This is a genomic window from Haematobacter genomosp. 1 (assembly GCF_002196855.1).
Taxonomy (GTDB): domain Bacteria; phylum Pseudomonadota; class Alphaproteobacteria; order Rhodobacterales; family Rhodobacteraceae; genus Haematobacter.
In genome coordinates, this window is record NZ_NIPW01000015.1 from 17,616 (window position 1) to 40,939 (window position 23,324).

Here is a 23,324-nt window from a genome sequence, read left to right on the forward strand (position 1 = left end):
CAGGGGCGATCACTCCGCAGCCGCGAACGGAAAGACCAGTGGCAGCGAGCCTGCGAGGGTCTGGATGTGGACATGCTCCCGCAGAACATGCAGGGCAGGCCGGAGGCCAGTAAACTCCCGTAACGTTTCGAGGAAATGCATCGTGGCTGGTGCAGGGCCATCCGGCACCGGACCGTCGCTTCCCGACCGCTTCTCGCGGTCGCCAAGCGCGATGAGCAGCGGCGGCGGGGCCTCCCGGGTGGGGGTCTCCAGGACGGGGGCCTCCAGGACGGGGGCTTGCGCGGCGATGCGCTGCATCAGCGGCTCGTCCCACCAGACCGATGGGCTGATGGCGGCATAGCGCGCGAAGGCACGGGGCCGCGAGAGCAAGGCGTAAAGCGTGAAAAGCCCCCCGAAGGAATGGCCCCACAGCGTGCGGCGGCGCGGATCAATCCGCAGACCCTGCTCCGCCGCCTCCCGCAGAGGCCCGGTCAGCCGATCCAGAAACACTGCTCCCCCCCCGGCAAGCCGACCGGGGTGCACAGGGTCGGGCCGGATGCCATCGCCCGGTCCGTCAGGCGGGGTGAAATCCAGCGTGCGGCGCTCTCGCGAGAACTGCCGGTCGGTGTCATAGCCGATGCCGGCGATCACCAGCCCCTGAGCAAGGGCGAGATGCGTCGCTGTCAGATAATCATAGGCGGCATTGCCGTCGAGCAGATACAGGATCGGCCATCCGTTCTCAGGGGGGGCGGCCTTCGGGATGGCAAGGAAAATGCGGTGCCCCGGCCCTGTGGCCACGGTCCTTTCCGACATCTCGTGTGTGGGGTTTTCGCTGCGCAGTATCTGCAGCTCCGCTTGTCGCAAGGCGTGATCCGGCCCCGCCTTTCCCGTCTGCCGCATGGCGTCTCTTCATATCGTTACCGGTGCGATTCGCACCGGTTGTTGGTTGACAAAGTTTGTCGGAAATATAGTGCTGCACGCGAACCGAGCCAGACCGGATATGTCCCCGGGCCAGCCAAATGACTGATGACACGACGTCAAGGAGCCCCGACATGGCCATTCTTCCTCTCAGCCGCCTGCGCGCCTCACTGGGTGCAACGGCGCTGATCCTTGCAACGGCGGCGAGCCCCGTTCTGGCCGATACGATCTTTACGCCCTCCGCAGACGGATTTGCGGGCATGGTTCGCGCCACCGCCGATGAGCCGGGCGCGGCCATCCTGAAAGGCGGCAAGGTCAGGATCGCCGGTGACCGGCTGATCCCGGGGCAGCAGATCACGCTGCTCCGTGGCCCGACGGTGCTCAACCCCGACGGGCCGATCGTTGTCGATGCAGAGGGCAAGTTCGCTTTCGATCTGACGCTGGATGCCGATGCCGTCACCGGCCTGCAACCGGTCGTCGTCATCGCGGAGAAACCTGCGGCCGCCACTGTCGTGGAGGTGAAGATCTCTCCCGATGTGCCGGTTTCCGGTACGGAAAAATTCGCCATCGAAAGCGGTCTGGTCACGCGCGGGCTCTATCAGGTCGTGTTCAGTGATGCGGCCAAGGCCGCCTTCGTTACCTCTGCGGTCGGTCGCCCGCCGGTGAAGGACTCCGCCCTGCTGAAGATCGACGCGGAGACGCTCGAGGTCAAGGCACAGGTATCGCCTGCCGCTGCTCCCGCGCGGGAAGATGGCAGTGACGGCGGTGTCTTCGCCGTTTACGGCGTCGCGGTGGATGATGCGAACGGCAATGTCTGGGTGACCAACACGCGGCAGAACACCATTGCAGTCTATCGGCAGTCCGACCTGTCGCTGGTCAGGCAGTTTGAGCCGGGGGCGGTTGCCCATGCCCGCGATGTAGTGATCGACGAGGCCAACTCCCGTGCCTATGCGAGCGCGACGGGCACCGGCAACATCGAGGTCTTCGACACCAGGACGCTGGAGCAGCTGGAACCCATCGTGATCCAGTCGGGCAAGCGCGGCGGCGAGTTCTCGGTCATGAGCCTTGATCTCGACACCAAGGGCGGCAAGCTCGTCACGGTCAGCATGCGTTCGGACGAAGCGGCGGTCGTGACGCTGGCGACGGGTGAGACGGAAGTCTTCCCGCTTCCCGGCGCCCGCAGCGCTTCCGGCGTGGCGCTGGACGCCCGGGACGGGCTGATCTTCGTGGCCTCGCAGCAAACCGACAACCTGCTGATCGTGAAGGCCGACGGCGGCGAAGTGCTCCATGATGTCGAAGTGGGCGCCGGTGCGCTGAACGTCACCTTCGATCCGGTGAACCGCCTGGCCTATGTGGCCAACCGGGGTGCGGGAACGATCACTGTCGTCGATACCGATGGCAGGATCGTGGCCAACCTCGACGCGGGCAGCATGCCGAACCAGCTCCGTGCCGATGGCAAGGGCAATGTCTATGCCGTGAACAAATCCCGCGGCGAAAACGACCCGGTCGGCGACCGGATCTGGCGGATCACCCCCGCCACGAACTGACCCCGCCCCATGAGACGGCGGCGGAGGCGCAGGCCTCCGCCGCATGCATTTCCCAGCCGGACACCCGGCACCGCACGAAAGACCTGACCATGGTCCGCCTTTACGCCCTGTTCGCCGCTCTGGTCACGCTGGCCGCCGCAGTCGTCGCCCAACCCCTGTCGGCAGAGGTCCGGGCCACCGACATACTGGGGCGTGAGGTGGTCCTGCTGCAGCCTGCCAGGCGGATCGTGCTGGGAGAGGGGCGGCACATGGCCGTTCTGGGCCTGATCCATGACGATCCCGTGGCGCTTGTGGCCGGATGGCGGCTGGACAAGGCGCTGGATGCGCCGACCCTCGACGCCTATCGCGCCAGGTTTCCGGCGATAGACACGATCAGGCCTGTCGGCTCCGGCAACCGCGATATCTCGGTGGAGACCATTGTGGCGCTGGACCCTGATCTGGTGGTGCTGTCGCTGATGGATGCGGAGGACAAGGGGATGGAGGTGGCGCGCGGTCAGCTCGAAGCCGCCGGGATCCCCGTGGCTTACGTTGATTTCTTTTCCCACCCGCTTGAGAATTCGGTCCCCAGTCTCCGCCTGCTCGGCACCCTGACGGGCGCAGAGGACCGGGCCGAAGACTTCGTGCAATTCTACGAAATCCGCCTGAACCGCATCCGCGAGCGGCTGGCTGATCCGGCCATTCCCCGGCCGCGGGTTTTCTTCCACGTTCATGCCGCCCCGCAGGGCTGCTGCTCCACCGTCGGTACGGGCGTCTTCCACGATTTCATCACGACCGCCGGTGGCCGGAATATCGGCGGAGAACTGGTGAAGGGCGTTCTGGGCAATGTTAGCCTCGAATTCCTGATCGCCGCCGATCCCGATTTCTACATCGCCACAGGCGGCACGCATATGGCGGCGCGCGGGGGGCTGGTGCTGGGGCCGCTGGTCGATGCGGAAACGGCGCAGCAGACCTTTGACACGCTTGTCGGTGCGCCCGGCATCGCCTCTCTCCGCGCGGTGGAGGGGGGGCATGCCGCGGGCGTGTGGCACCTTTTCAACGACTCGCCCGTGCATATCGCGCTGATCGAATACCTTGCCCGCACCTTCCATCCCGACCTGTTCGCCGATGTCGATCCCGCCGCCACGCTGGCCGAGATCGAGACCCGCTTCGCCCCGGTTTCCGTGCCTGGAACCTGGTGGGTGGTGCCCCGGCCATGACGGCGCTCCTGCTTGATCGTTACCGGCAGCGGAACCGCCGCCGTGCGGGGCTGGTCGCGCTGCTGGGGCTGCTTGCCGTGGCCGCGCTGCTCATCGACCTGACCACCGGGCCGGCGGGCCTGCCCCTTGCCGAGACATTGCGCGTGCTGACCGGCGCCGAGGATGTGTCGCGCGGGGCAAGGGTCATCGTCTGGGATGTCCGGCTGCCGGTGGCCGTGATGGCGCTTTGCGTCGGGGCCGCGCTCGCGCTGGCGGGGGCGGAGATGCAGACCGTGCTAGAGAACCCGCTGGCCGAGCCGTTCACGCTGGGCGTCTCCTCCGCCGCGGCGCTTGGCGCGGCCCTGGCCATCGTGCTCGGCCTCAGCCTGCCGTTCCTGCCCGCGGGGTGGAGCGTTTCGGCCAATGCCTTCCTTTTCGCGCTCGGCACGCTCGCGCTGCTCCAGACGCTGGGGCGGCTTCGCGGCGGCGGGACGGAGGTGCTCGTCCTTTTCGGCATCGCGCTGAATTTCACCGCGGCGGCGTTTCTGTCGCTGGTGCAGTTCGTGGCGTCCGCGGATGCGCTCCAGCAACTCGTCTTCTGGACGATGGGGAGTCTTGCTTCCAGCCGCTGGCCGGGCGTGGCGCTGCTTGCGACGCTGCTCGTGGTGACGCTTCCCTTCTCCATACGGGCGGCCTGGCGGCTCACCGCCCTCCGTATGGGAGAGGAACAGGCGCGGAGCTTCGGCGTCAACGTGACCACGCTCCGCCGTTGGACGCTCGTCCGGGTGAGTCTGCTGGCCGCGGGCGCTGTCTCCATGGTCGGGGTGATCGGCTTCGTGGGCCTTGCGGGGCCGCATATCGCGCGGATGCTGGTCGGGGAGGATCACCGCTTCTTCCTGCCCGCCAGCCTGCTCACCGGGGCGCTGGTGATGTCGCTCGCCTCCACCCTGTCGAAACTCGTCGTGCCGGGAGTTCTGTTGCCCATCGGCCTTGTCACCTCGCTGATCGGCCTGCCGATCTTCCTCTGGCTGATCCTGCGGGGCAGGGCGGTGCGATGACCGGGCTGGCCGTCACCGATCTTTCCGTTCATTTCGGTGCCCGCAGGGTGCTGGACGGACTGACCCTGCCGCCGCTCCGGGAGGGCGAGCTGACGGTGCTTGCCGGGCCGAACGCCGCGGGGAAATCCACGCTGCTCCGCGCGGTGGCGCAGCTTCTGCCCTATCGCGGGCAGGTGACGCTCAACGGTCAGGATCTGCACCGCCTGCCCGGGCCGAAGCGGGCTGCGCTCCTCGGCTTCATGCCGCAATCGTCGCTCACCGGCTCTTCGCTCATTGTGCTGGAGAGCGTGATCGCAGCCCTGCGGGCGGGAGGCGAGCAGGGCCGGAGCGCGGCGGAAACCGTCGCGATGGCAACGCTCGACCGGCTGGGGATTGCCGCCCTCGCGCTCGATCCGGTGGACAGCCTCTCCGGCGGGCAGCGCCAGATGGTCGGGCTTGCGCAGGCCATCGTGCGCGACCCCCGCGTTCTTTTGCTGGATGAGCCGACCAGCGCGCTCGACCTTGCCTATCAGGCGCGGCTTCTGGCAGAGGTGCGCCGCCTTGCCGCCGAGGGGCGGACGGTCATCGCCGTGCTGCATGATCTGGCCCTCGCGGCCCAATGGTCGGACCGCATGGTGATGCTGCGGCAGGGGCGCCTTTACAGCGCCGGCCGCCCGGCGGAGGTGCTTACGCCCGCCATGCTGGCCGAGGTCTATGGGGTCAGCGCACGTGTCGAGCGATGCTCGCGCGGCCGCCTGATGGTGCTGGTCGATGAGGAGCTGGCCCCTCCGCAAAAGGAGGCGGCCGAATGAGCCTGAACAACGATGTCGTCGATTATGGCCCCGGTATCCGCGCCTCTCTTCCGGCCCGGATCAGCAGGCGCCTGGCGCAGGCGGAAATGGCGCTGGGTGCGGCGCTGGTGGCGGTGATCGCCCTGTCGCTGCTGGCGGGATCGGTGTCGCGCACGCTCGGGCGCCCGCTCATCTGGACGGACGAACTCGCCGTGCACCTGATGGTCTGGGTCGCGTTTCTGGGCGGCTCGCTCGGGATCGCCACACGCGGCCACATGGCGATCGCGCTGCTCCCTGAACGTCTGGGCCTGCGCGGGCGGGCGTGGCTTCTGCTGCTGACCGACCTGCTCGTGATGGCCTTCGTTCTGGTGATGGCATGGCTTGTCTGGCGCTGGTTCGATCTGCCGGGGCTGTTGCGCGCAGGGTCAGGCGCGGGGCTTGCCAGCGACACGTTCAACTTCATCTATACCGACCCCACGCTGACCCTGGGCGTGCCGAAGGTCTGGTTCTGGCTGATCGTGCCGGTGACCTGCGTGACGGGGGGGATCCACGCGCTCGCCGCCATCGCCGCCGATCTGGCCGAATTGGGCAGGCAGCAATGACCGCGGGGCTGTCGTTCCTCCTCCTTCTAGCCATCGGAGCACCGATTTCCTTCGTGCTGATCGGGGTGGCCCTGATCCTGATCGTCGCGGGCGGCAATGCGGTGCTGCTCGACAGTTTCCCGCAGCAGCTTTTTGCGGGGATCGAAAGCTACGGGCTCCTTGCGCTGCCGCTCTTCATCCTGCTGGGAGAGCTGATGGGCGCGGGGGGGATCGGGCGGCGGCTCCTCGCTTTGGCCGAGGCGATGATGGTGCCGGTCCGGGCGGGTCTGGCCTATGTCAACCTGCTGGCCAACCTGATGATGGCGGCGGTTCTGGGATCGACCGTCGCGCAGTTGACCGTGATGTCGCGGCTCGCCGTGCCGGAGATGGAGCGCGCGGGCTATCCCCGCGATCTTGCCACCACCGTCACGGCGGCGGGCGGGCTGCTTGCCCCCGTCATTCCCCCCTCCATGAACCTGATCGTCTATGCAACCGTGGCACAGGTTCCCGTGGCGGATGTCTTCGTCGCAGGGATCGTACCGGGGTTGGCGATGGCGGCGGTCTTTGCGCTCATCATCGCGTGGCTGGGGTGGAAGCACAACCTGCCCCGCGTGCCCTCGCAACCCGCGCGCCAGAGGCTCCGCGCCGCATGGCGGGCGCTCCCGGCGCTGGTGGTGCCGCTGGTCGTCGTGGGGTCCATACTGACGGGCGTGGCGACGCCCACGGAATCCGCTGCCATCGCCTCTCTGGCCGCGGTGCTGATCGGGATGTTCGTGTACCGGGAACTTTGCCTTGCCGATCTGCCGCAGGTCTTTGTGCGCACGGCCGTCACCTCCGGCGCCGTGCTCTTTCTTGTCGCGGCTGCGCAGATCATCGGCTGGGTCGTCACCTTCGCCGGCCTGCCCGCACAGGCGGCCAACTGGATGCAGGAGGTGGCGTCCTCCCCGCTGGCCTTCCTCATCCTGCTCAACATCCTGCTGTTGCTGCTGGGAACGGTGCTGGAACCCATCCCCGCGATCATTTTGGTCGCGCCGGTGCTCCTCCCGGTCGCGACCGATGTCTATGGCATCGATCCAGTGACGTTCGGGGTGATCCTCTGTCTCAACCTGACGCTGGGCCTTCTGACCCCGCCTGTTGGCGCGGGGCTCTACACCGCGTCGCTTCTGACGGGCGTCAGCGCCGAGCGGCTGTCACGGCTGCTTGTTCCGTTCTTTGCGGGCGTGATCGCGATCCTTGCGGGGATGACGGTGATCGCCGCCCTTAACGCAGGCTAGGAGGAGAAGATATGCGTTTTCCAAAATGGGTGCCGGGGCTGCTGGCCGCCGTTACGCTCGTTGCCGTCACGCTGGCTGGCCCGGCGGGCGCACAGGACCTTCGGATCGGCATGGTCACTCCGCCGCCGCACCAGTGGACACGGTCCGCGAATGCGCTGGCCGAAAGGATTTCCGCGGAGACGGGGGGCCGGATGAAACTCGCGGTCTTCCCCTCCGGTCAGTTGGGGAACGAGGCCCAGATGCTCCAGCAGCTCCAGACAGGGGCGCTGGACCTGGCCTTTCTGACGGTGGGGGAGCTTGCCAACCGCGATGCGGATTTCGGCATCCTCATCGCCCCCTATCTGGTGCCCGACGCGGAAAGCGCGGCGAAGCTGCTGGAGGGCCGGACCGCCGCTGCGTTGCAGGAAAAGCTCGGCGCGCTGGGGCTGAAGGGTCTGGGATACGGGATGGCGGGCATGCGGATCGTGCTGCTGTCCAAACCGCTGGCCGAAGGGGGCACCGTTGCCGGGCGCAAGATCCGCACCTTGCCGCTGGCACAGGAGATGGACTTCTGGACCCGTGCCGGCGCCGCCCCCACGCCCCTGCCGCTGCCCGAACTGTTCGACGCCTATGCCAACGGCCAGATCGACGGCATGCAGATCGACCTTGAGGGCACCTGGAACAATCGCTTCCAGGACTATTCGGCCGTGGTGCTGGATAGCCGGCACGCGATCTTTCCGATGTTCGCCGTGGCCTCGGCGCGGAAATGGCGGACGTTCTCCGAGGAGGACCGCGCCCTGATCACCCGGCTGGTCGGAGAGGAAGCCGCCCATATCCGCGCCACCTATCCCGGCATCGACGCAGACTACCGGGCGAAGCTGGCGGAGGCGGGCGCCCCGCTGGCGGAGGCCGGGCCGGACATCTTCGGCGACGCCGTGGAAAGCTGGTACGAGGCCTGGCGGGAGAAAACGCCGCTGCTGATCGAACTGGAGAGGGAGGCGAAGGCGCTGACCCCCTGACAGGCTGCCGGAAAAGCTTTCAGGCCTGGGGTGGAGCGGAAATCGTCCCCCTGACCACCCGCAGACGGACATTCATGCATGTCGGGGCATTCCAGAGACGATTTCCCGATGTCCGGAGCATAGGCATGAGACTTCTGAACTTTTTCAGCGGCCTGCTAACCGCGCCGCGCGCGGGAGCCGGCCATCCGGGCCATGGTCCCGTCGCGCCACATCCCCTCGTGCAGGCCGACCATGACGACATGGCCCAGGATGAGCAGCGCCAGAACCCAGCCGAGCTCGCCATGCAGCGCATCGCCCAGCCCGACGGCCCACTCCACCGGCGTGGTCCGGGCCGGGAAAACCTGAAAGCCGAAGGGCGCAAAGACCCGGTCCGACCCCCAGGCCCGCAGGAGCGCGACCGACGGCACGACCAGCATCACCGTGTAAAGGGCCAGATGCCCGAGCCGCGCCCCGACTCCGACGAGACCCGCCCCGTGCGAGGGCCGGTTCCCCCGGTTGGCGAAGGCCCAGATCACCCGGAGAAGGATCAGCCCGAAGAGCACCGTGCCCACCGGCTGATGCGAGCCGACGAAGAAGGACACGACCGGCTGGCGACCGAATATCAGCCGCAGCGTCATGCCGAACAATTGCCACAAGACCAGCGCGGCGATCGACCAGTGAAGAACGCGCGTGACCCGGCCGTAAACGGTTGGCGTATCGCGCAGGGGAACTGTGGGGGAGGGCATGGTGCGCATCTCGTCAAAGGGGGAGGTCAAGGGGTCATGCCATTGATCCTGCTTCCCCGCAACGCTGCCGAGCCTCTGCGCGCGCAAAGTTGACTGTTTTTGTATGGACGGTTATGCCGCCCAAGCCGGGCCTGATGGCCATCCGAGGAGCAGGTGTATCGCATGGTGCAATCCGACCAGACCGCGCCCCGCCAGATTTGGCCGCAGGAGGTTGCCGCACGCTACCGCGAGAAGGGGTATTGGCGCGGCGAAACGATGGGCGGCGTCCTGCGGGAGCGGGCGGCCAGTCATCCCGAGCGCATGGCCGTGGTGGATGGCGAGATACGCTGGACATATGGGGAGCTTCTGGCCCGGGCAGAGGCTGCGGCGGTCGGATTCCTCGGGCTGGGGCTGATGCCGGGGGACCGGGTGATCGTGCAGATCCCGAATGTCGCGGGGTTCTTTCCGGCGGTCTTCGGTCTGTTTCTGGCGGGTCTGATCCCGGTCTATGCGTTGCCCGCGCACCGGCAGACCGAACTGATCCACTTCGCCCGGCGTTCAGGGGCCAGGGCGCTGGTGGTGGCGGAGCGGCTCGACGGGTTCGACTACCGGCCGCTGGCCAGCATGGTGCAGGCCGAGGTTCCGGCACTTGCCCATGTGATCGTCATCGGTGATCCGGGGCCGCATCTCGCCATGGACGCCCTGCCTCGCACAGCGGTCGCGCTGCCCGAGGTCGATCCCTCGACCGTTGCCTTTCTCCAGATTTCCGGCGGCAGCACGGGCCTGTCCAAGCTCATCCCCCGCACACATGACGATTACATCTACAGCTTCCGCGCCAGCGCCGGGATCTGTCGTCTGGATGCCGATACGGTCTATCTGGCGGCGCTGCCCGTGGCGCATAACTTCCCCATGAGCTCTCCGGGCGTTTTCGGTGCCCTCTATGCCGGTGGGCGGGTCGTGATGAGCCCGGATCCCAGCCCTGCCACCGCCTTCGCCCTCATCGAGCGCGAGGGGGTGACGATCACCGGCCTTGTTCCGCCGCTGGCTCTGCTGTGGATGCAGGCGGCGCCGGCAACGAAGCATGACCTGTCCAGCCTGCGGGTGCTGGGCGTGGGCGGCGCGAAATTCCTTCCCGAAGCAGCGGCGCGGGTCCGCCCGGTGCTGGGCTGCACGCTTCAGCAGGTTTTCGGCATGGCGGAGGGGCTTGTGAACTACACTCGCCTCGACGATCCCGAGGAGATCATCGTCAATACGCAAGGTCGCCCCATCAGCCCGGATGACGAGATTCTGGTTCTCGATGACAATGGCACGCCCGTGCCGGATGGCGAGGCGGGGCATCTGCTGACCCGCGGACCCTACACGATCCGCGCCTATCACAACGAACCCGCCGCCAATGCCCGCAGCTTTACCCCCGACGGGTTCTACCGCACGGGCGATATCGTGAAGCGGCTGCCGGGGGGCTATCTGGTGGTGCAGGGGCGGGCGGGTGATCACATCAACCGCGCGGGGGAAAAGATTTCCGCCGAGGAGATCGAGGATCACCTGCTGGCGCATCCGCAGATCTTCGACGCGGCGGTGGTTTCGATCCCCGACGCCTATCTGGGGGAACGCAGCTGCGCCTTTGTCATTCCCGCCGGGGAGGAGCGCCCGAAGGCCGCCGGAATCCGCGCCTTCATGCGTTCAAGGGGTGTCGCGGATTTCAAGGTGCCCGATCAGGTGGTTTTCGTGACCGCGTTCGAGGCCACCGCCGTCGGCAAGGTCAGCCGCAAGGCGTTGCGCGCGGCCTTACGTGCCGAATATCTGAATGGAGAGAAGACCGCATGACCCTGACCCTCGACCGGATGCGCAAGGACATCGCGGATGTGCTCTATGTCGATCCCTCCGAGATCGGCGACGATGACAATCTGCCCGATCTGGGGCTGGATTCCATGCGGCTGATGACACTCATCCTCGGCTGGGAGCAGGCGGGGCTGACCGCGGATTTCGGAGCGCTCGCCGAATACGATACGCTGGGCGGATGGTGGAGCGTCGTCTCCGAGCATCAGGCTGCCCAGTGACATGACTGACCAGAGCCTCCTGCCGCCGCCCGTCTCGGGGCAAGATTTTCCCCTGACCGAAGCGCAGGAGGGGCTATGGTACGCGCAGGCGCTCGACCCTGCGAACCCGATCCTCAACACGGGGCAGTATCTGGAGCTGAGCGGGGCGCTTGACCTTGCCGCCTTCCGCACAGCCGTTGCCCGCACGATCCGGGAAACGGAGGCGTTGCATCTGCGGTTCCGGGCGACGCCGGAGGGGCCGGTGCAGTGGCGGCACAGCGAAGGGCCCGCGCTGACGATCGTGGACCTCACCCATCGCCCGGATGCCGAAGCCGAGGCGCTGGCGCTGATGAAGGCCGACAGCGACAGGCCCCTGAACCTCGCGCAGGAGCCGGTCGCGGCCTTCACGCTGTTTCTGCTGCCGGGGGGGCGACAGCTCTTTTACGAACGGATTCACCACCTCGCCATTGATGGCTACGGCATGGTGCTGATCACGAACCGCATCGGGGAGCATTATTCGGGGCTGGTGACGGGCGCGCCGCCGCCTGTGCCCTTTCCCGCGCTCGCCCATGCGCTGGAGGAAGATGCGGACTACCGGAATTCGCCGCGCCGGGACGCTGACCGCGACTGGTGGCGGCAGACCCTTGCCGATCTGCCGGAAGTGGCCGGCCCTGCGACGGGGCGTGCGGTTTCGGGGCACACATTCCTGCGTCACAGCCGCTGGCTGCCAGGTACCCTTCAGGCGGATCTGACCGCCTTTGCCGCGCGCCATCGGCTGACCTGGCCCGATGTGCTGACGGGGCTTGCGGGGGCCTATCTGGCCCGCTGGTCCGAAGGGGAGGCCGTGCTGGGCGTGCCGTTCATGGCCCGCATGGGCAGCAAGGCCGCCCGGCTGCCCTGCATGGTGATGAACGTCCTGCCGCTGCGCCTGACGCCCGATGAGGACGCGCCGCTGCCGGACTGGCTGACCGGCGTGGCGAAACAGCTCATGCAGTCGCGGCGCCACGGACGCTACCGGAGCGAGCAGTTGCGTCGGGATCTGGGGCTTATCGGCGGCACGCGGCGGCTTTACGGGCCGCTGGTCAACGTGCAACCCTTTGACCTGCCGCCGGTCTTTGCCGGGCTGGAGGTGGGTCTGCACATTCTGGGTGCAGGCGCGGTGGATGATCTCACGATGACATTCCGGGGGGATGCACGGTCGGGCCTGCTCTTCGAGATCGACGCCAATCCCGAGCTTTACACCGCCGATGAAGCAGCCGCCCATTCCGAGCGGATGGTCGCGTTCCTGCAGAACGCCCTTGTCGCCGAACGGCTCGCGGATGTCGCCACGGCGACGCCGGAGGAAACCGCTCTCCATGATGCCCGCGCCGAAGCCGTGCGGACCCCGGTGCCGGAAACGACGCTCACCGCGCTCATCGAGACGCAGATGGCGGCGACGCCCCATGCGCCCGCGATCACCGCCGGCACCGATACGCTGACCTATGCGGAGCTGAAGCGTCGCAGCGGTGCGCTTGCCGCAGAACTCGTGCGCCGGGGCGCGGGGCCGGAGCGGATCGTGGCGGTGGCTCTGGAGCGGTCCGCTGAGCTTCCTGTGGCGCTGGTCGGCGTGCTGCGCGCCGGGGCAGCCTATCTGCCGCTCGATCTCGACCATCCCCCGGAACGGATCGCGCACATCCTGAAGATGGCGGCACCCGTCGTTGTGCTGACCACGGCGGAGAATGCGGGCCTGTTTCCGCCGGAAACGCCGCTCCTGCTGGTCTCCGACTGGCCGGTGCGGGGGGACGCGCCGCAGATCGATATCAGCGCGGATAATATGACTTATGTCATATTTACCTCCGGCTCGACAGGGGAGCCGAAGGGTGTGGTGATCGAACACCGCGCCATCGTGAACCGGCTGCTTTGGATGCGGACGCACTATGGTATCGCGCCGGACGACCGGATTCTTCAGAAAACGCCCGCGACCTTCGACGTCTCGGTCTGGGAGTTCTTCCTGCCGCTGATCGCCGGTGCGGCGCTTGTCATGGCGCCCCCCGGTGCGCATCGGGATCCGTCGGCCATTGCGGCTGCGATCCGCGAGCACGGCGTTACCACGCTGCATTTCGTGCCATCCATGCTGTCGGCCTTCCTTGCGGTTCCGGCCTCGGAAGGCCTGTCGTTGCGCCGGGTCTTCTGTTCGGGCGAAGAACTGACCGCCGACCAGCGCGACCGTTTTCACCGGCGCGTTTCGGCAGAGCTGCACAATCTCTACGGTCCGACAGAGGCGGCGGTGGACGTGAGCTACTGGCCCGCGCCGGCAGAGGACCGCAGCAACCCGCTGCCGATCGGTTTCCCGGTCTGGAATACCCGGCTCGACGTTCTGGACGATCGGATGCGCCCAGTGCCGCCCGGCCTTGCCGGGCACCTCTATCTGGGCGGGATGCAGCTTGCACGCGGTTATCTCGGCCGCCCCGACCTGACCGATGCCCGGTTCATCGCCGATCCGGCCCATCCGGGCGAGCGGCTCTATGCAACCGGCGACCTCGCGCGCCTCCGGCCGGACGGCGCGGTCGTCTATCTGGGCCGCTCGGATTATCAGGTGAAGGTCCGGGGTCTCAGGATCGAACTGGGCGAGATCGAAGCGGCGATCATGGCGACCGGCCTCGCGCGCGAAACCGTTGTCGTGGCGCGAGAGGATCATGCCGGAGAGAAACGGTTGGTCGCCTATCTCGTGCCCACGGAAGCCTACAGGCCGGGCGCGCTTTCGCCCCTGTTGGCCGCGCGCCTGCCCGCTTACATGCTACCCTCCGCCGAAGTGCCGCTCGATGCGCTTCCCGTCACCTCCAACGGCAAACTTGACCGCAAAGGCCTGCCCGCACCCAATTTCGTGGCGACCGGCCGCGCCGCGCGAACGCCTACCGAAGCCCTTCTCGCCACCCTCTTTGCCGAGGTTCTGCATCTTCCCGGCCCCGTCCCGGCCGAGGCCGATTTCTTTGCCTTGGGCGGGGATTCTCTGTTGGCCGTCCGTCTCGTCCTTCGGATCGAGGAGGAGACTGGCCGCGATTGCGGGCTGGGCACTCTCTTTGAACATCCGGTGCTTTCCACTTTTGCCGCCGCGCTGGATGCCGCGCGGCCTCGGGATGACGGCCTTGGCACGACGCTGCTGCTGGCCGATGGCGACAGGGAGAAGGCGCCGCTGTTCCTGATCCATCCCGCGGGCGGCATCGTCTGGGGCTACCGTGCGCTTGCCCGGCAGATCGCGCCGGAACGACAGGTCTGGGGGCTTCAGCATCCCGGCCTTGACCCCGACAAGCCCATGCCGGAGAGCCTTGCGGCGCTGGCCCGTCGCTATGCTCACCTGGTGGCGGAGCTTCGGCCGGACGGTCCGGTGCATCTGGCAGGCTGGTCGGTCGGGGGCCTCATCGCACAGGAAATGGCCGTTGCGCTGACGCAGATGGGGCGTGAAACGGGTCTGGTCGCGCTTCTCGACAGCTATCCGGCGGATTGCTGGCGCGATGAGCAGGACCCCGATCCCGTGGCGGCGCTCCGCGCGCTTCTGGCCATCGCGGGTTACGACCCGGACGCCCACCCGGAGCTTGCCACCCGCGAAGCCGTCGTCGCGTTTCTCCGCGCGGGGGATACCGCCCTCGGCAGCCTGCCGGAGCGGACGCTCGACGGCGTGGTGCGCGCGGTGACGGATACCAACCGGCTTGTCCGCAATCATTACCACAGGGCCATGGCCGCGACCCTGACCCACATCCGCGCCGCGCAGGACCACGCCGGCAAACCGCTACGGCCGGAGATGTGGCAAGCCTATGCCGAGGCCCTCGATCTGCTCGACGTGCCCTGCCTGCATGCGCAGATGACCTCGCCCGAGATCTCCGCCCTGATCGGCCCCGAGCTTGTCTGCCGGATGCGCAAGTTCGACTGACCGTCAGGGAAGCACGCCGCGGGTTCCTCGGGAAACCGCGGTTGCGCGCCGCTTGGGTGATCTGTGGAAGCGCGCCGCTTCATGCCGCCTGCTCTCCGGCGCCCGGGCTGAAGCGGGTCACGAACACGGCCCGGCCTGCGGAGCAGAATTGTCCCCCGGGGCGCGAGCACGGGGCCGGATGTCGTGCGCGGTCGCTGCGCCCGGATGGCCCGTATCAGTCGAACATGTCCGGCAGCACCTCGGCCGAGGTCTGGGCCGCCGCACGGCGCTGCTCCATACGCAGGTCGTTCAGCTCCGCAAAAGCCATGCGGAGGGCATGAACGAGCGGCATGATCCGTTGATCCCTGATGCGATACGTGACGGATCGCGCCTGCCGCTGGCCGGTGATGATCCCGGCCTCGCGCAATTGGGTGATCTGCTGCGAAAGCGTGGGCTGGCTGATGCCAAGATCCTCCTCCAGCTCGGCGACAGAACGCGGCGCTTCGATGAGGTAGCAAATCACCGCCAGCCGGTTCGGGTTGGCGAGATGCTTTATCAGTTCGCTCGCCTCATCGACGCTGTGACAAACCTTCTCCGGCCTGACCTTTGCCATCATCCTCCCCCTCGCCGCTGCGACAACAATGCCTGCCCCGCGTTCCGGCGCAAGATGAGCCATCGGAAATCGGGCAAATAATCCATACAAAGCTTAAGTGTCGATCATATCATCCTGTAGGATGCAAAATATTTGGGTGAATATTTTTAATGCTTTGCTGGCCAGTTGGCCTCGTTGACTCCTTCTGTCCTGCAGGTTCCAATTAAGAAAATCATAAACCGGTAGAGCGGAGCAACAGGATGCTGAAAGTCGGCGTTCACCCCATGAACTTGCACCTGCGGCTGCTGTCGCTCTGGCCGGGCGCGATGGATCATCGGGCGACCGAATTCGTCGCCTATCCTGAAGGCAGGGATACGGGCCTGCTGATCGCGGATGGCAGGCTTCATGTCGGCGGAACGGGTTCCACTCCGCCGCTGATCGCCCAGTCTGAGGGAAGGTCGGTCCTTTATCTTGGTGCCTCCGCGCCACGACCGGCAAACGGCGCCCTGCTGGTGGCGCCGGAAAGTCCTGTCCGCGACATGGGGCAGCTGAAGGGCAAGCGGGTAGCGCTGATCGACGGCTCGTTTCATACCTACCTTCTCGCGCGCTCCCTGGAGCAGGCGGGCCTGCAACTTGCCGATGTCGTCCGTTGCGAAATGTCGCCCGCCGCCTCGCGCAAGGCGCTGGCCTCGGGGGAGGTCGATGTCTGGATCGCCATGGCTCCGCTGATCGACCAGACCATCGCTGCAGGAGAGGCAAGGCTGCTGTCGCTCTGTGGCTCCACCATTCCCAACCGCTCCGTCTTCTGGACGCTGGCGGGCTCCGGTGCGACCGAGGCGGAGCTTGACGGTTTCGTGGCCGCCCTCCTGAAGCTGGGCGAGGCCGTTGCCGCGGATCCCGAGCAGGCGGCCGGGCTGCTCGCCGGCGACGCCGCCACCCCTGCGCAGCTTGCCCAATGGAAAGCGGTGATCGCCGGACGCGACTGGCGGGTGATCCCGGCAAGCGCCGCGCTGGTCGCCGAGCAGCAGGAAGAGGCCGACGTGCTTCACGCCCATGGCGACTTCGCCGCGCCGCTCCACATCACCGCCTTCCGTCCCACCCTCGCCGCCTGACAGGAGATCGCGACATGAACGTCCTTTGGTATATGTGCGCCCCCGACGGGCATTATCCGTGGAAGCCGGAAGGCTCCCGCACGCTCGACTACGGCTATTACCGCCAGCTCGCGCAGGCCTATGACCATCTGGGTTATACCGGCGCGCTGTTTGCGACCGGCGCGCATGACGTGTGGGTGCTGGCAGCGGCCCTGATGCCCTTCACGGAGCGGATGAAGTTCCTTTGCGCGGTTCATCCGGGCGTGATCGCGCCCACGCTGCTCGCCAAGATGGCGGCGACGATGCAGGAGTTTTCCAAGGGGCGCACGCTTCTCAACATCGTCTCCGGCGATGCCAAGATGATGGGTGCCTATGGCCTCACGATGAGCCATGACGAACGCTATGAGATGGCGGACGAATACCTCACGATCTACAACCGCATCATGGCGGGAGAGAGCGTAACCCAGAAGGGGAAGTATTTCCCGACCGTGGGCGCAAAGCTCGCGCTGCCCGTTTCTGATACCATCACGCCCCCGCCCCTGTGGTTCGGCGGCAGCTCGGACAAGGCGATCGACGTCGCTGCGAAGCATGTCGATACCTACCTTTCCTGGGGGGAGACGCCGGAGCAGATGGACGCCAAGATCCGGCAGGTGAAGGCCCGCGCCGCGCATTACGGGCGGGAGCTGAACTATGGCGTCCGGCTTTATGTCATCGTCCGCCGCACCGACGAGGAAGCATGGGCCGCCGCCGCAGACATGTATGACCAGATGGACGCAGCCTCCATCGCCGGGAACCAGAAATTCGTCGGCGGCACCGACAGCGTCGGGCAACGGCGCATGAGCGCGATGCACGGGGGAGTGAAACCGGACGATCTGCGTGATCTGGAAGTCGCGCCGAACATCTGGGCCGGAATCGGCCTCGTACGGCCCGGCCCCGGGAGCGCCATCGTCGGGTCGCCGGAGACGGTGATCCGTACGCTGGAGGCGTATCAGAAGGTGGGCATCGACACGTTCATCCTCTCGGGCATGCCGCTGCTGGAGGAAGCCTATCGTTTCGGCGAACTCGTCCTGCCGAAGCTGGACGTGACGCGGGACGAAGCGCCCAAGAAGAAGCATTTCACCTGGAACACGCTTTTTGACCGCGATCTGGACGCGAAGGTAAGCTGATGTCAGACCAGAGCCTCGCACAGCCGCAACCGGGTGCGGCACGGCTGGCCGCCCGGAGTCTGGCGTGGTTGTCCGGCCTGCTTTCCACGCTGGCCGCGATGGCTCTGGCGGCACTCCTTCTGCTGGTGATGGCGGGCTTCGTGCTGCGCTATGGTTTCTCATCCGCGCTTCTGGGGGCGGAGGATGCGGGGATCTGGTTGCATGTGGCCATTCTCGCCTTGGGCATGCCCGTCGCGCTGACATCGGCGCTCGCCATGCGGCTCGACGTGGTGCATCGCTTTCTCCCCGCCAGACTCCGCGCCGCCGCGGATGTGGTTGCGGAGGCGCTGACCCTGACTTCCGGGCTGGTGATCGCCCATGGCGGCATGATCGTGACGGAGATGGTCGGCGGCACCAATCCGGCGCTCGGCCTGCCCGACTGGATCCCCTTCGCCACCTTTGCCCTCGGCGGCTCTCTGGTCATCCTGTTCACGGCGTTGCGCCTGCTGGCGGAGGAGCGGGGCGCGGTCCTGCTGCCGGCTGCGCTTGCCGCCGCGGCGCTGTTCTGGCTTGGCTCAAGCGATCTCTACATCGACCCCGGCATGGCGCCGAGCCTTTTTCTCGCGCTTGTCGCGGCGGTTGGCCTGATCGTCGCGGCCCCCCTGCCCCACGCCTTCATCGCGGCGGCCTTCATCGCCGTTCCGTTCGGGTCGAGCCTGCCGGAGCCGGCGTTGGTGCATACCGCCCTTTCGGGAATGATGAAGTTCCTGCTGCTTTCGGTGCCCTTCTTCCTGCTTGCGGGAACGTTGCTCACGCTTTCCGGCGTGGCCGGCAGGCTGGTGCGGTTTGCGGATTCGCTCGTCGGCCATCGTCGCGGCGGACTTGCGCAAACGGCGCTTCTCACGAATGTGCTGTTCTCGGGTGCCTCGGGCTCTTCGATCGCCGCCGCGGCCTTCAGCGCTTCGACATTTCAGCCCGAGTTGGTCAAACGCGGCTACCGCCCGGAGAAAGCGGGCGCCATCGTGGCCGCAACCTCCATGCTCGACAATGTCATCCCGCCGTCGATCGCTTTTCTGATCCTCGCGACGGCAACGAACCTGTCCGTCGGCAGCCTGCTCGTCGGCGGTCTCTGGGCCGGGTTGCTTCTTGCAGTGGCGCTCTTCATCGTCATCCGCATCACCTGCTCCGATACGCCGCTCGCACCGCGTGTCGCCGGTGGCCAGCGCCTTCGCCTGGCCGTGCAGGCGGTGCCGGCCTTCGGCCTTGGCCTTGTCGTGGTGCTGGGTATCCGCTTCGGTATCGTGACGACGACGGAGGCCGCAGCGGTTGCGGCGGTCTACACGTTCGGCCTCAGCCTCTACTACCGGACGGGGGGCGCGCGGATCTTCACCGCCTTCCGCCAGTCTGCAACGGAAGCCGCGGCGATCGCGCTGCTGATCGCCTCCGCCGCGCCATTCGCCTTTCTGCTCGCGGTGGACGATATCGCGGGGATGATCGGCCATCTCGCCGGTCTGTTCGGCTCCGGCCCGATCGCGGCGCTGATCTTCTCCGTAGTCCTGCTGTTCATCGCGGGCCTGTTTCTGGACATCGGCGCGGCGATCCTGCTGCTGGCCCCGCTGCTGCTGCCGTTGGCCATCAGTGCCGGCATCGATCCCGTCACGTTCGGTGTCATCATCGTCGTGAACCTGATGATCGGTGGCCTGACCCCGCCTTTCGGTGTGCTGATCTTTGTCGTCTCGGGCGTCACCGGGACGGCGACGACCGCCCTGTTCCGCGCGGTGCTCCCCTATGTCGGCGCGCTCACCGCCGCGCTCGGCCTGCTCTGCCTCTATGCCCTCGGCCAATCTCTCCTCTGAAGGATGATGCTCCCATGTTCACGTCCCCTCAGCCCGCCTCCCGCCGCGCCTTCCTCAAGACCGGCTCCGCCGCGGTGCTCGGCCTCCTCGCCACGCCTGCGCTGGTCCGCCGGGCAGAAGCCGCGTTGCCGGTCACTGTCGCCTCGCTCATGGCGCCCGACAAACCGGAAACCCTGATCTGGAACCATATCGCCTCGACGGTGGAGGCGAAGCTGCCGGGCAGCTTCCGCTTCAATATCGTCCCCAATGCGGCCCTCGGGGCAGAGCGGGAAGTGGCCCAGGCGGCAAAGCTCGGGTCCGTGCAGGCGTCACTTTCCACGATTTCCGTCATTTCCGGCTGGGTGCCGGAAGCGCAGATTTTCGACCTCCCCTTCCTTTTCCGCGATGCGGCTCATCTGAAGGCCGCAGGGGAGGGCGAGGTGGGCGAAGACATCAGGGCGAAGCTCGCCGATCAGGGCTTTGTCGTCCCCGCTTACATCAACTACGGCGCCAGGCATCTGTTGACGCGCAGCCCGATCACCGATCCTTCGGGACTGAAGGGGCTGAACATGCGCGTCATCCAGAGTCCGCTGCACACCGAACTCTGGAAAGCCTATGGCGCGAACCCGATCGGGATCCCGATCGCCGAAACCTACAACGCGTTGCAGACAGGCGTTGCCGACGCCATGGACCTGACGAAAAGCGCCTATGCGGGGTTCAAACTCTATGAGGTTGTTCCCTGCCTGACGGAGACGGCGCATGTCTGGGCGGGCGGTGTCATCTACTTTGCGCAGCCTTTCTGGCGACGCCTGAATGACGAGCAGAAACAGGTGCTGACCGAAGCCGCGGTCGAAGGTGCCGATTACTTCAACGGCCTCATGGTGGCGGACGAGGAAACCTCGATGGCCCTTGCGACTGCGGGCGGCGCACAGGTGTTCCAGCCCACGGACCTGGAGGCATGGGTCGCAGGCGCCCGCCCGGTATGGGACAGAATTGCGCCGAATGTGGGCGGGGCCGAACGGATAGAACAGATCAGGTCGATGTCCTGACCGGAACGGATGCACGGCGCTTCAGCGGCGTCGGCTGACACCACCAGCCTGCGACCGACCTCTGCGCCGGGGGACTTCCGGCGAAGCGATAGCCTGCGCCCATCGCCCCGCACAAGCTCTCGGAGGCGATGGGTCAGCGGCATTTCTCCCGACACAGGCACAGCGCGCGAGAGAAGCGCAGTGTGTACCCGGAGCCTCCCCGACCTCATTTCCAGATCAGCCCCCCAACGGCGACTTTACAAACCAAACGATTGACCGATAAATTTCGTCTGACAGTTCCCAAGGCCGAGGACGGCAAGCCATGTCAGACGAAATCGAGCAATTCCGCCGGTCTCTTGAACGTTTTCTGCAGCAGGAGGTCGTTCCTCATATGCAGGAATGGCGCGACGGCCAGTCGGTTCCCCGCGAGGTGTGGCTCAAGGCGGGCGCGCAAGGCCTGCTCTGCGCGAGCATGCCGGAGGAATATGGCGGCGCGGGCGGCGATTTCCGGCACGAGGTCGTTATCATGGAGGAACTGGCGCGGATCGGGTTTCTCGATTTCGGCATCCCGCTCCATAATGGCATCGTCGCGCCCTACATCCTTCACTACGGCACGGAAGAGCAGAAGGCGCGCTGGCTGCCGCGGCTGGCAAGCGGTGAGCTGGTCGGCGCCATCGCCATGACGGAACCCGGCACCGGCTCCGATCTGCAGGCGATCAGGACACGGGCGTTACGGGAAGGTGACCGGTACATTCTTGATGGTCAGAAGACATTCATCACCAACGGCCACAATGCCGGGCTGGTGCTCGTCGTGGCAAGAACCGGGCCGGGGGAGGGTTCGCGCGGGCTCTCCCTCATCGGGGTGGAGGAGGATACGCCGGGGTTCGGTCGGGGGCGGAATCTGAAAAAGATCGGCTGGCATGCCCAAGACACCGCCGAACTGTTCTTTGATGCGGCAGAGGTTCCGGCCCAAAATCTTCTGGGCCGGGAAGGCGAAGGTTTCGCCCAGCTCCGCGCCCAGCTTCCCCAGGAACGGCTCATCATCGCCGTGGAGGCCATCGCGGCGATTGAAACGGCGCTCGACCTTGCCACGGCCTATGTCAAGGAGCGCCAGGTCTTCGGTGCGCCGGTGTTCAACAATCAGTCCATCCGGTTTCAACTCGCCGACTATCGCACGGAAGCGCGGATCGGCCGCGTGTTCGTTGACGATTGTATCCGCCGGTTGCTGGACGGCACCCTTGACGACACGACTGCGGCGATGGCGAAGCTCTGGCTCACCGAGAAGCAGGGCAGCATCATCGACGGTTGCCTGCAGATGTTCGGTGGCTACGGCTATATGGCGGAATATCCGATTTCCCACATGTGGACCGACGCTCGCGTGCAACGCATCTACGGGGGCACGAACGAGATCATGAAAGAGCTCATCTCGCGCTCCCTCTGATGCCGGGAGGGCCGGAGCCCCGGCTCCAGCCCTCCCGCGCCGTATCTGTCAGTTGTTGACCATCGGGCATTTGCTCTTTTCGAGCGGCATGAGGATGTCCTGCGCAGGCATGGTGCGGATGACTTTCAGGATGTCCCACTCGCCGGTGATTTCGGACGGTTTCTTGACCTCCACCAGATACATGTCGTTCTGGAGCCGTCCGTCGGCCCGCACCATCGCACCCGGAGCAAAGAAATCGTCGACGGGCATTTCCTTCATCTTGGCCATGACCGTCTTGCCCGAGTCGCTCTGGGCCGCGGCTGCCGCGCGCAGGTAGTGGAGCGTGGCGCTATAGGTGCCCGCGTGGGCCTCTGACGGCACGCCGCCGCCCATCTTCTTGCTGAAGCGCTCGGCAAAGGCCCGGCTCGGCTCGTCACGGTCCCAATAGTAGCCCGCCATGTATTGCAGCCCCTGCGCCAGCTCCGGGCCAACCGCCTTGGCGGACTGGATATAGAAGAGCGGCGCGGCCATTTTCTGGCCCTGCTGCGCGAGCCCGAATTCGCCCGCCGCCTTCAGGGAGTTCACCGTGTCGCCGGAGGCGTTGAAGAAGCCGACGACCTTGGCGCCCGATTCCTGCGCTTGGAGGACGAAGGATGAATAGTCGGTGTTGTTGATAGGATGGCGTACCGCCCCCTTCACGGTGCCCCCCATCTCTCCCAGGATGCGGGTCATGCTGGCTTCCATGGCCTTGCCGAAGGCGTAGTCGGCGCTAATGAAGAACCAGCTGTCGCCGCCTTCGGCGATGATTGCGCGGCCCAGACCCTCCGACAGCGAATCCGTGTCATAGAGCCACATGGCACCCGTGGGTGTGCAGGCCTCGCCAAAGATCGCCGCCGTGGCCGATCCGACGTGAATCACCGCGCGATCGGCGTCCCGCACGATGGTCTGCACGGCAAGGCTGACTGCCGAGTTGGAGATATCGACAAAGACATCCGCGCCCTGGGTATCGATCATCTCCCGCGCCTTCAGCACACCGATATCGGCCTTGTTCTGATGGTCGGCGTTCAGCACGCGCACCTTTATATCGGGATGCTCCCGGGCAAAATCCTCCACCGCCAGCTCCGCCCCCGCGACCGATCCCCGCCCCGAGGTATCGGAGTAGCTGGAACTCATATCGGTCAGCACAACGACGGTGATCTCCCCGTTGGTCATGTCTGCCATGGCCATGGTAGCCCCCATGGACAGGGCTGCCGCACAAGTTGCGATCTTCTTCATTTTCTTCCTCCC

General features: G+C 66.4%; 19 protein-coding genes. 15 read left to right on the forward strand and 4 right to left on the reverse strand.

The features are described 5' to 3' along the window. Positions 1–9 precede the first annotated feature (9 nt). A complete protein-coding gene (locus CDV49_RS10050) occupies positions 10–879 on the reverse strand; it encodes an alpha/beta hydrolase (protein WP_088215407.1) in 870 nt (289 codons plus the stop codon). Positions 880–1,031: 152 nt separating this feature from the next. Between CDV49_RS10050 and CDV49_RS10055 the strand changes: the two genes are divergently transcribed. The 7 genes from CDV49_RS10055 to CDV49_RS10085 all read left to right on the forward strand — a co-directional run bounded on the left by CDV49_RS10055 (position 1,032) and on the right by CDV49_RS10085 (position 8,300). After that, positions 1,032–2,444 (forward strand): ATP-binding protein, encoded by a 1,413-nt coding sequence (locus tag CDV49_RS10055; RefSeq protein ID WP_088215408.1) that lies wholly within the window; start codon positions 1,032–1,034, stop codon positions 2,442–2,444. A gap of 89 nt (positions 2,445–2,533) precedes the next feature. Further along, complete coding sequence (locus tag CDV49_RS10060; RefSeq protein ID WP_256947305.1) at positions 2,534–3,640, forward strand: ABC transporter substrate-binding protein; 1,107 nt, start codon at positions 2,534–2,536, stop codon at positions 3,638–3,640. Then, positions 3,637–4,677 (forward strand): FecCD family ABC transporter permease, encoded by a 1,041-nt coding sequence (locus tag CDV49_RS10065; protein ID WP_088215410.1) that lies wholly within the window; start codon positions 3,637–3,639, stop codon positions 4,675–4,677. The genes CDV49_RS10060 and CDV49_RS10065 overlap by 4 nt, the downstream gene beginning before the upstream one ends. Next, on the forward strand, positions 4,674–5,468 hold the full coding sequence (locus tag CDV49_RS10070) for an ABC transporter ATP-binding protein (protein ID WP_088215411.1): 795 nt from the start codon (positions 4,674–4,676) through the stop codon (positions 5,466–5,468). Before CDV49_RS10065 ends, CDV49_RS10070 begins: the two co-directional genes overlap by 4 nt. After that, positions 5,465–6,049 (forward strand): TRAP transporter small permease, encoded by a 585-nt coding sequence (locus CDV49_RS10075; RefSeq protein ID WP_088215412.1) that lies wholly within the window; start codon positions 5,465–5,467, stop codon positions 6,047–6,049. Before CDV49_RS10070 ends, CDV49_RS10075 begins: the two co-directional genes overlap by 4 nt. Next, positions 6,046–7,302: a TRAP transporter large permease gene (locus CDV49_RS10080; protein ID WP_088215413.1), complete on the forward strand. Its 1,257-nt coding sequence runs from the start codon at positions 6,046–6,048 to the stop codon at positions 7,300–7,302. The genes CDV49_RS10075 and CDV49_RS10080 overlap by 4 nt, the downstream gene beginning before the upstream one ends. Positions 7,303–7,313: 11 nt before the next feature. Continuing rightward, entirely contained in the window at positions 7,314–8,300 is a 987-nt protein-coding gene (locus CDV49_RS10085) for a TRAP transporter substrate-binding protein (RefSeq protein ID WP_088215414.1), read from the forward strand. Between the two features lie 155 nt (positions 8,301–8,455). On the opposite strand, the gene CDV49_RS10090 is transcribed toward CDV49_RS10085, so the two are convergent. Continuing rightward, complete coding sequence (locus CDV49_RS10090; RefSeq protein ID WP_088215511.1) at positions 8,456–9,025, reverse strand: cytochrome b; 570 nt, start codon at positions 9,023–9,025, stop codon at positions 8,456–8,458. A 162-nt stretch (positions 9,026–9,187) separates the two neighbouring features. Here CDV49_RS10090 and CDV49_RS10095 point away from each other — a divergent pair, with 162 nt between their 5' ends. The 3 genes from CDV49_RS10095 to CDV49_RS10105 are packed head-to-tail and all read left to right on the forward strand — an operon-like array spanning position 9,188 to position 14,947. Beyond that, positions 9,188–10,828 carry a (2,3-dihydroxybenzoyl)adenylate synthase gene (locus CDV49_RS10095; RefSeq protein WP_088215415.1) on the forward strand — a complete coding sequence of 547 codons (1,641 nt, stop codon included), beginning with the start codon at positions 9,188–9,190 and terminating at the stop codon, positions 10,826–10,828. Further along, positions 10,825–11,061, forward strand: a complete 237-nt coding sequence (locus tag CDV49_RS10100) for a phosphopantetheine-binding protein (RefSeq protein WP_088215416.1) — start codon at positions 10,825–10,827, stop codon at positions 11,059–11,061. The genes CDV49_RS10095 and CDV49_RS10100 overlap by 4 nt, the downstream gene beginning before the upstream one ends. Before the next feature lies 1 nt (position 11,062). Then, a complete protein-coding gene (locus CDV49_RS10105; protein WP_088215417.1) occupies positions 11,063–14,947 on the forward strand; it encodes a non-ribosomal peptide synthetase in 3,885 nt (1,294 codons plus the stop codon). Between the two features lie 214 nt (positions 14,948–15,161). Here CDV49_RS10105 and CDV49_RS10110 read toward each other — a convergent pair whose 3' ends face one another. Beyond that, the gene (locus CDV49_RS10110; RefSeq protein ID WP_088215418.1) at positions 15,162–15,539 is read right to left on the reverse strand and encodes an ArsR/SmtB family transcription factor; all 378 of its coding nucleotides are present in this window, start codon (positions 15,537–15,539) and stop codon (positions 15,162–15,164) included. Between the two features lie 239 nt (positions 15,540–15,778). Between CDV49_RS10110 and CDV49_RS10115 the strand changes: the two genes are divergently transcribed. The 5 genes from CDV49_RS10115 to CDV49_RS10135 all read left to right on the forward strand — a co-directional run bounded on the left by CDV49_RS10115 (position 15,779) and on the right by CDV49_RS10135 (position 22,058). Beyond that, positions 15,779–16,630 carry an ABC transporter substrate-binding protein gene (locus CDV49_RS10115; RefSeq protein ID WP_218821931.1) on the forward strand — a complete coding sequence of 284 codons (852 nt, stop codon included), beginning with the start codon at positions 15,779–15,781 and terminating at the stop codon, positions 16,628–16,630. A 14-nt stretch (positions 16,631–16,644) separates the two neighbouring features. Then, positions 16,645–17,775, forward strand: coding sequence for an LLM class flavin-dependent oxidoreductase (locus tag CDV49_RS10120; protein ID WP_088215419.1), 1,131 nt, complete (start codon positions 16,645–16,647; stop codon positions 17,773–17,775). After that, positions 17,775–19,610 carry a TRAP transporter large permease subunit gene (locus CDV49_RS10125; RefSeq protein ID WP_088215420.1) on the forward strand — a complete coding sequence of 612 codons (1,836 nt, stop codon included), beginning with the start codon at positions 17,775–17,777 and terminating at the stop codon, positions 19,608–19,610. Before CDV49_RS10120 ends, CDV49_RS10125 begins: the two co-directional genes overlap by 1 nt. A gap of 14 nt (positions 19,611–19,624) precedes the next feature. After that, a complete protein-coding gene (locus tag CDV49_RS10130; protein ID WP_088215421.1) occupies positions 19,625–20,638 on the forward strand; it encodes a TRAP transporter substrate-binding protein in 1,014 nt (337 codons plus the stop codon). 301 nt (positions 20,639–20,939) lie between these two features. After that, positions 20,940–22,058 (forward strand): acyl-CoA dehydrogenase family protein, encoded by a 1,119-nt coding sequence (locus CDV49_RS10135; RefSeq protein WP_088215422.1) that lies wholly within the window; start codon positions 20,940–20,942, stop codon positions 22,056–22,058. Between the two features lie 48 nt (positions 22,059–22,106). On the opposite strand, the gene CDV49_RS10140 is transcribed toward CDV49_RS10135, so the two are convergent. After that, positions 22,107–23,312 carry an ABC transporter substrate-binding protein gene (locus CDV49_RS10140; protein WP_088215423.1) on the reverse strand — a complete coding sequence of 402 codons (1,206 nt, stop codon included), beginning with the start codon at positions 23,310–23,312 and terminating at the stop codon, positions 22,107–22,109. Between the last annotated feature and the right edge of the window lie 12 nt (positions 23,313–23,324).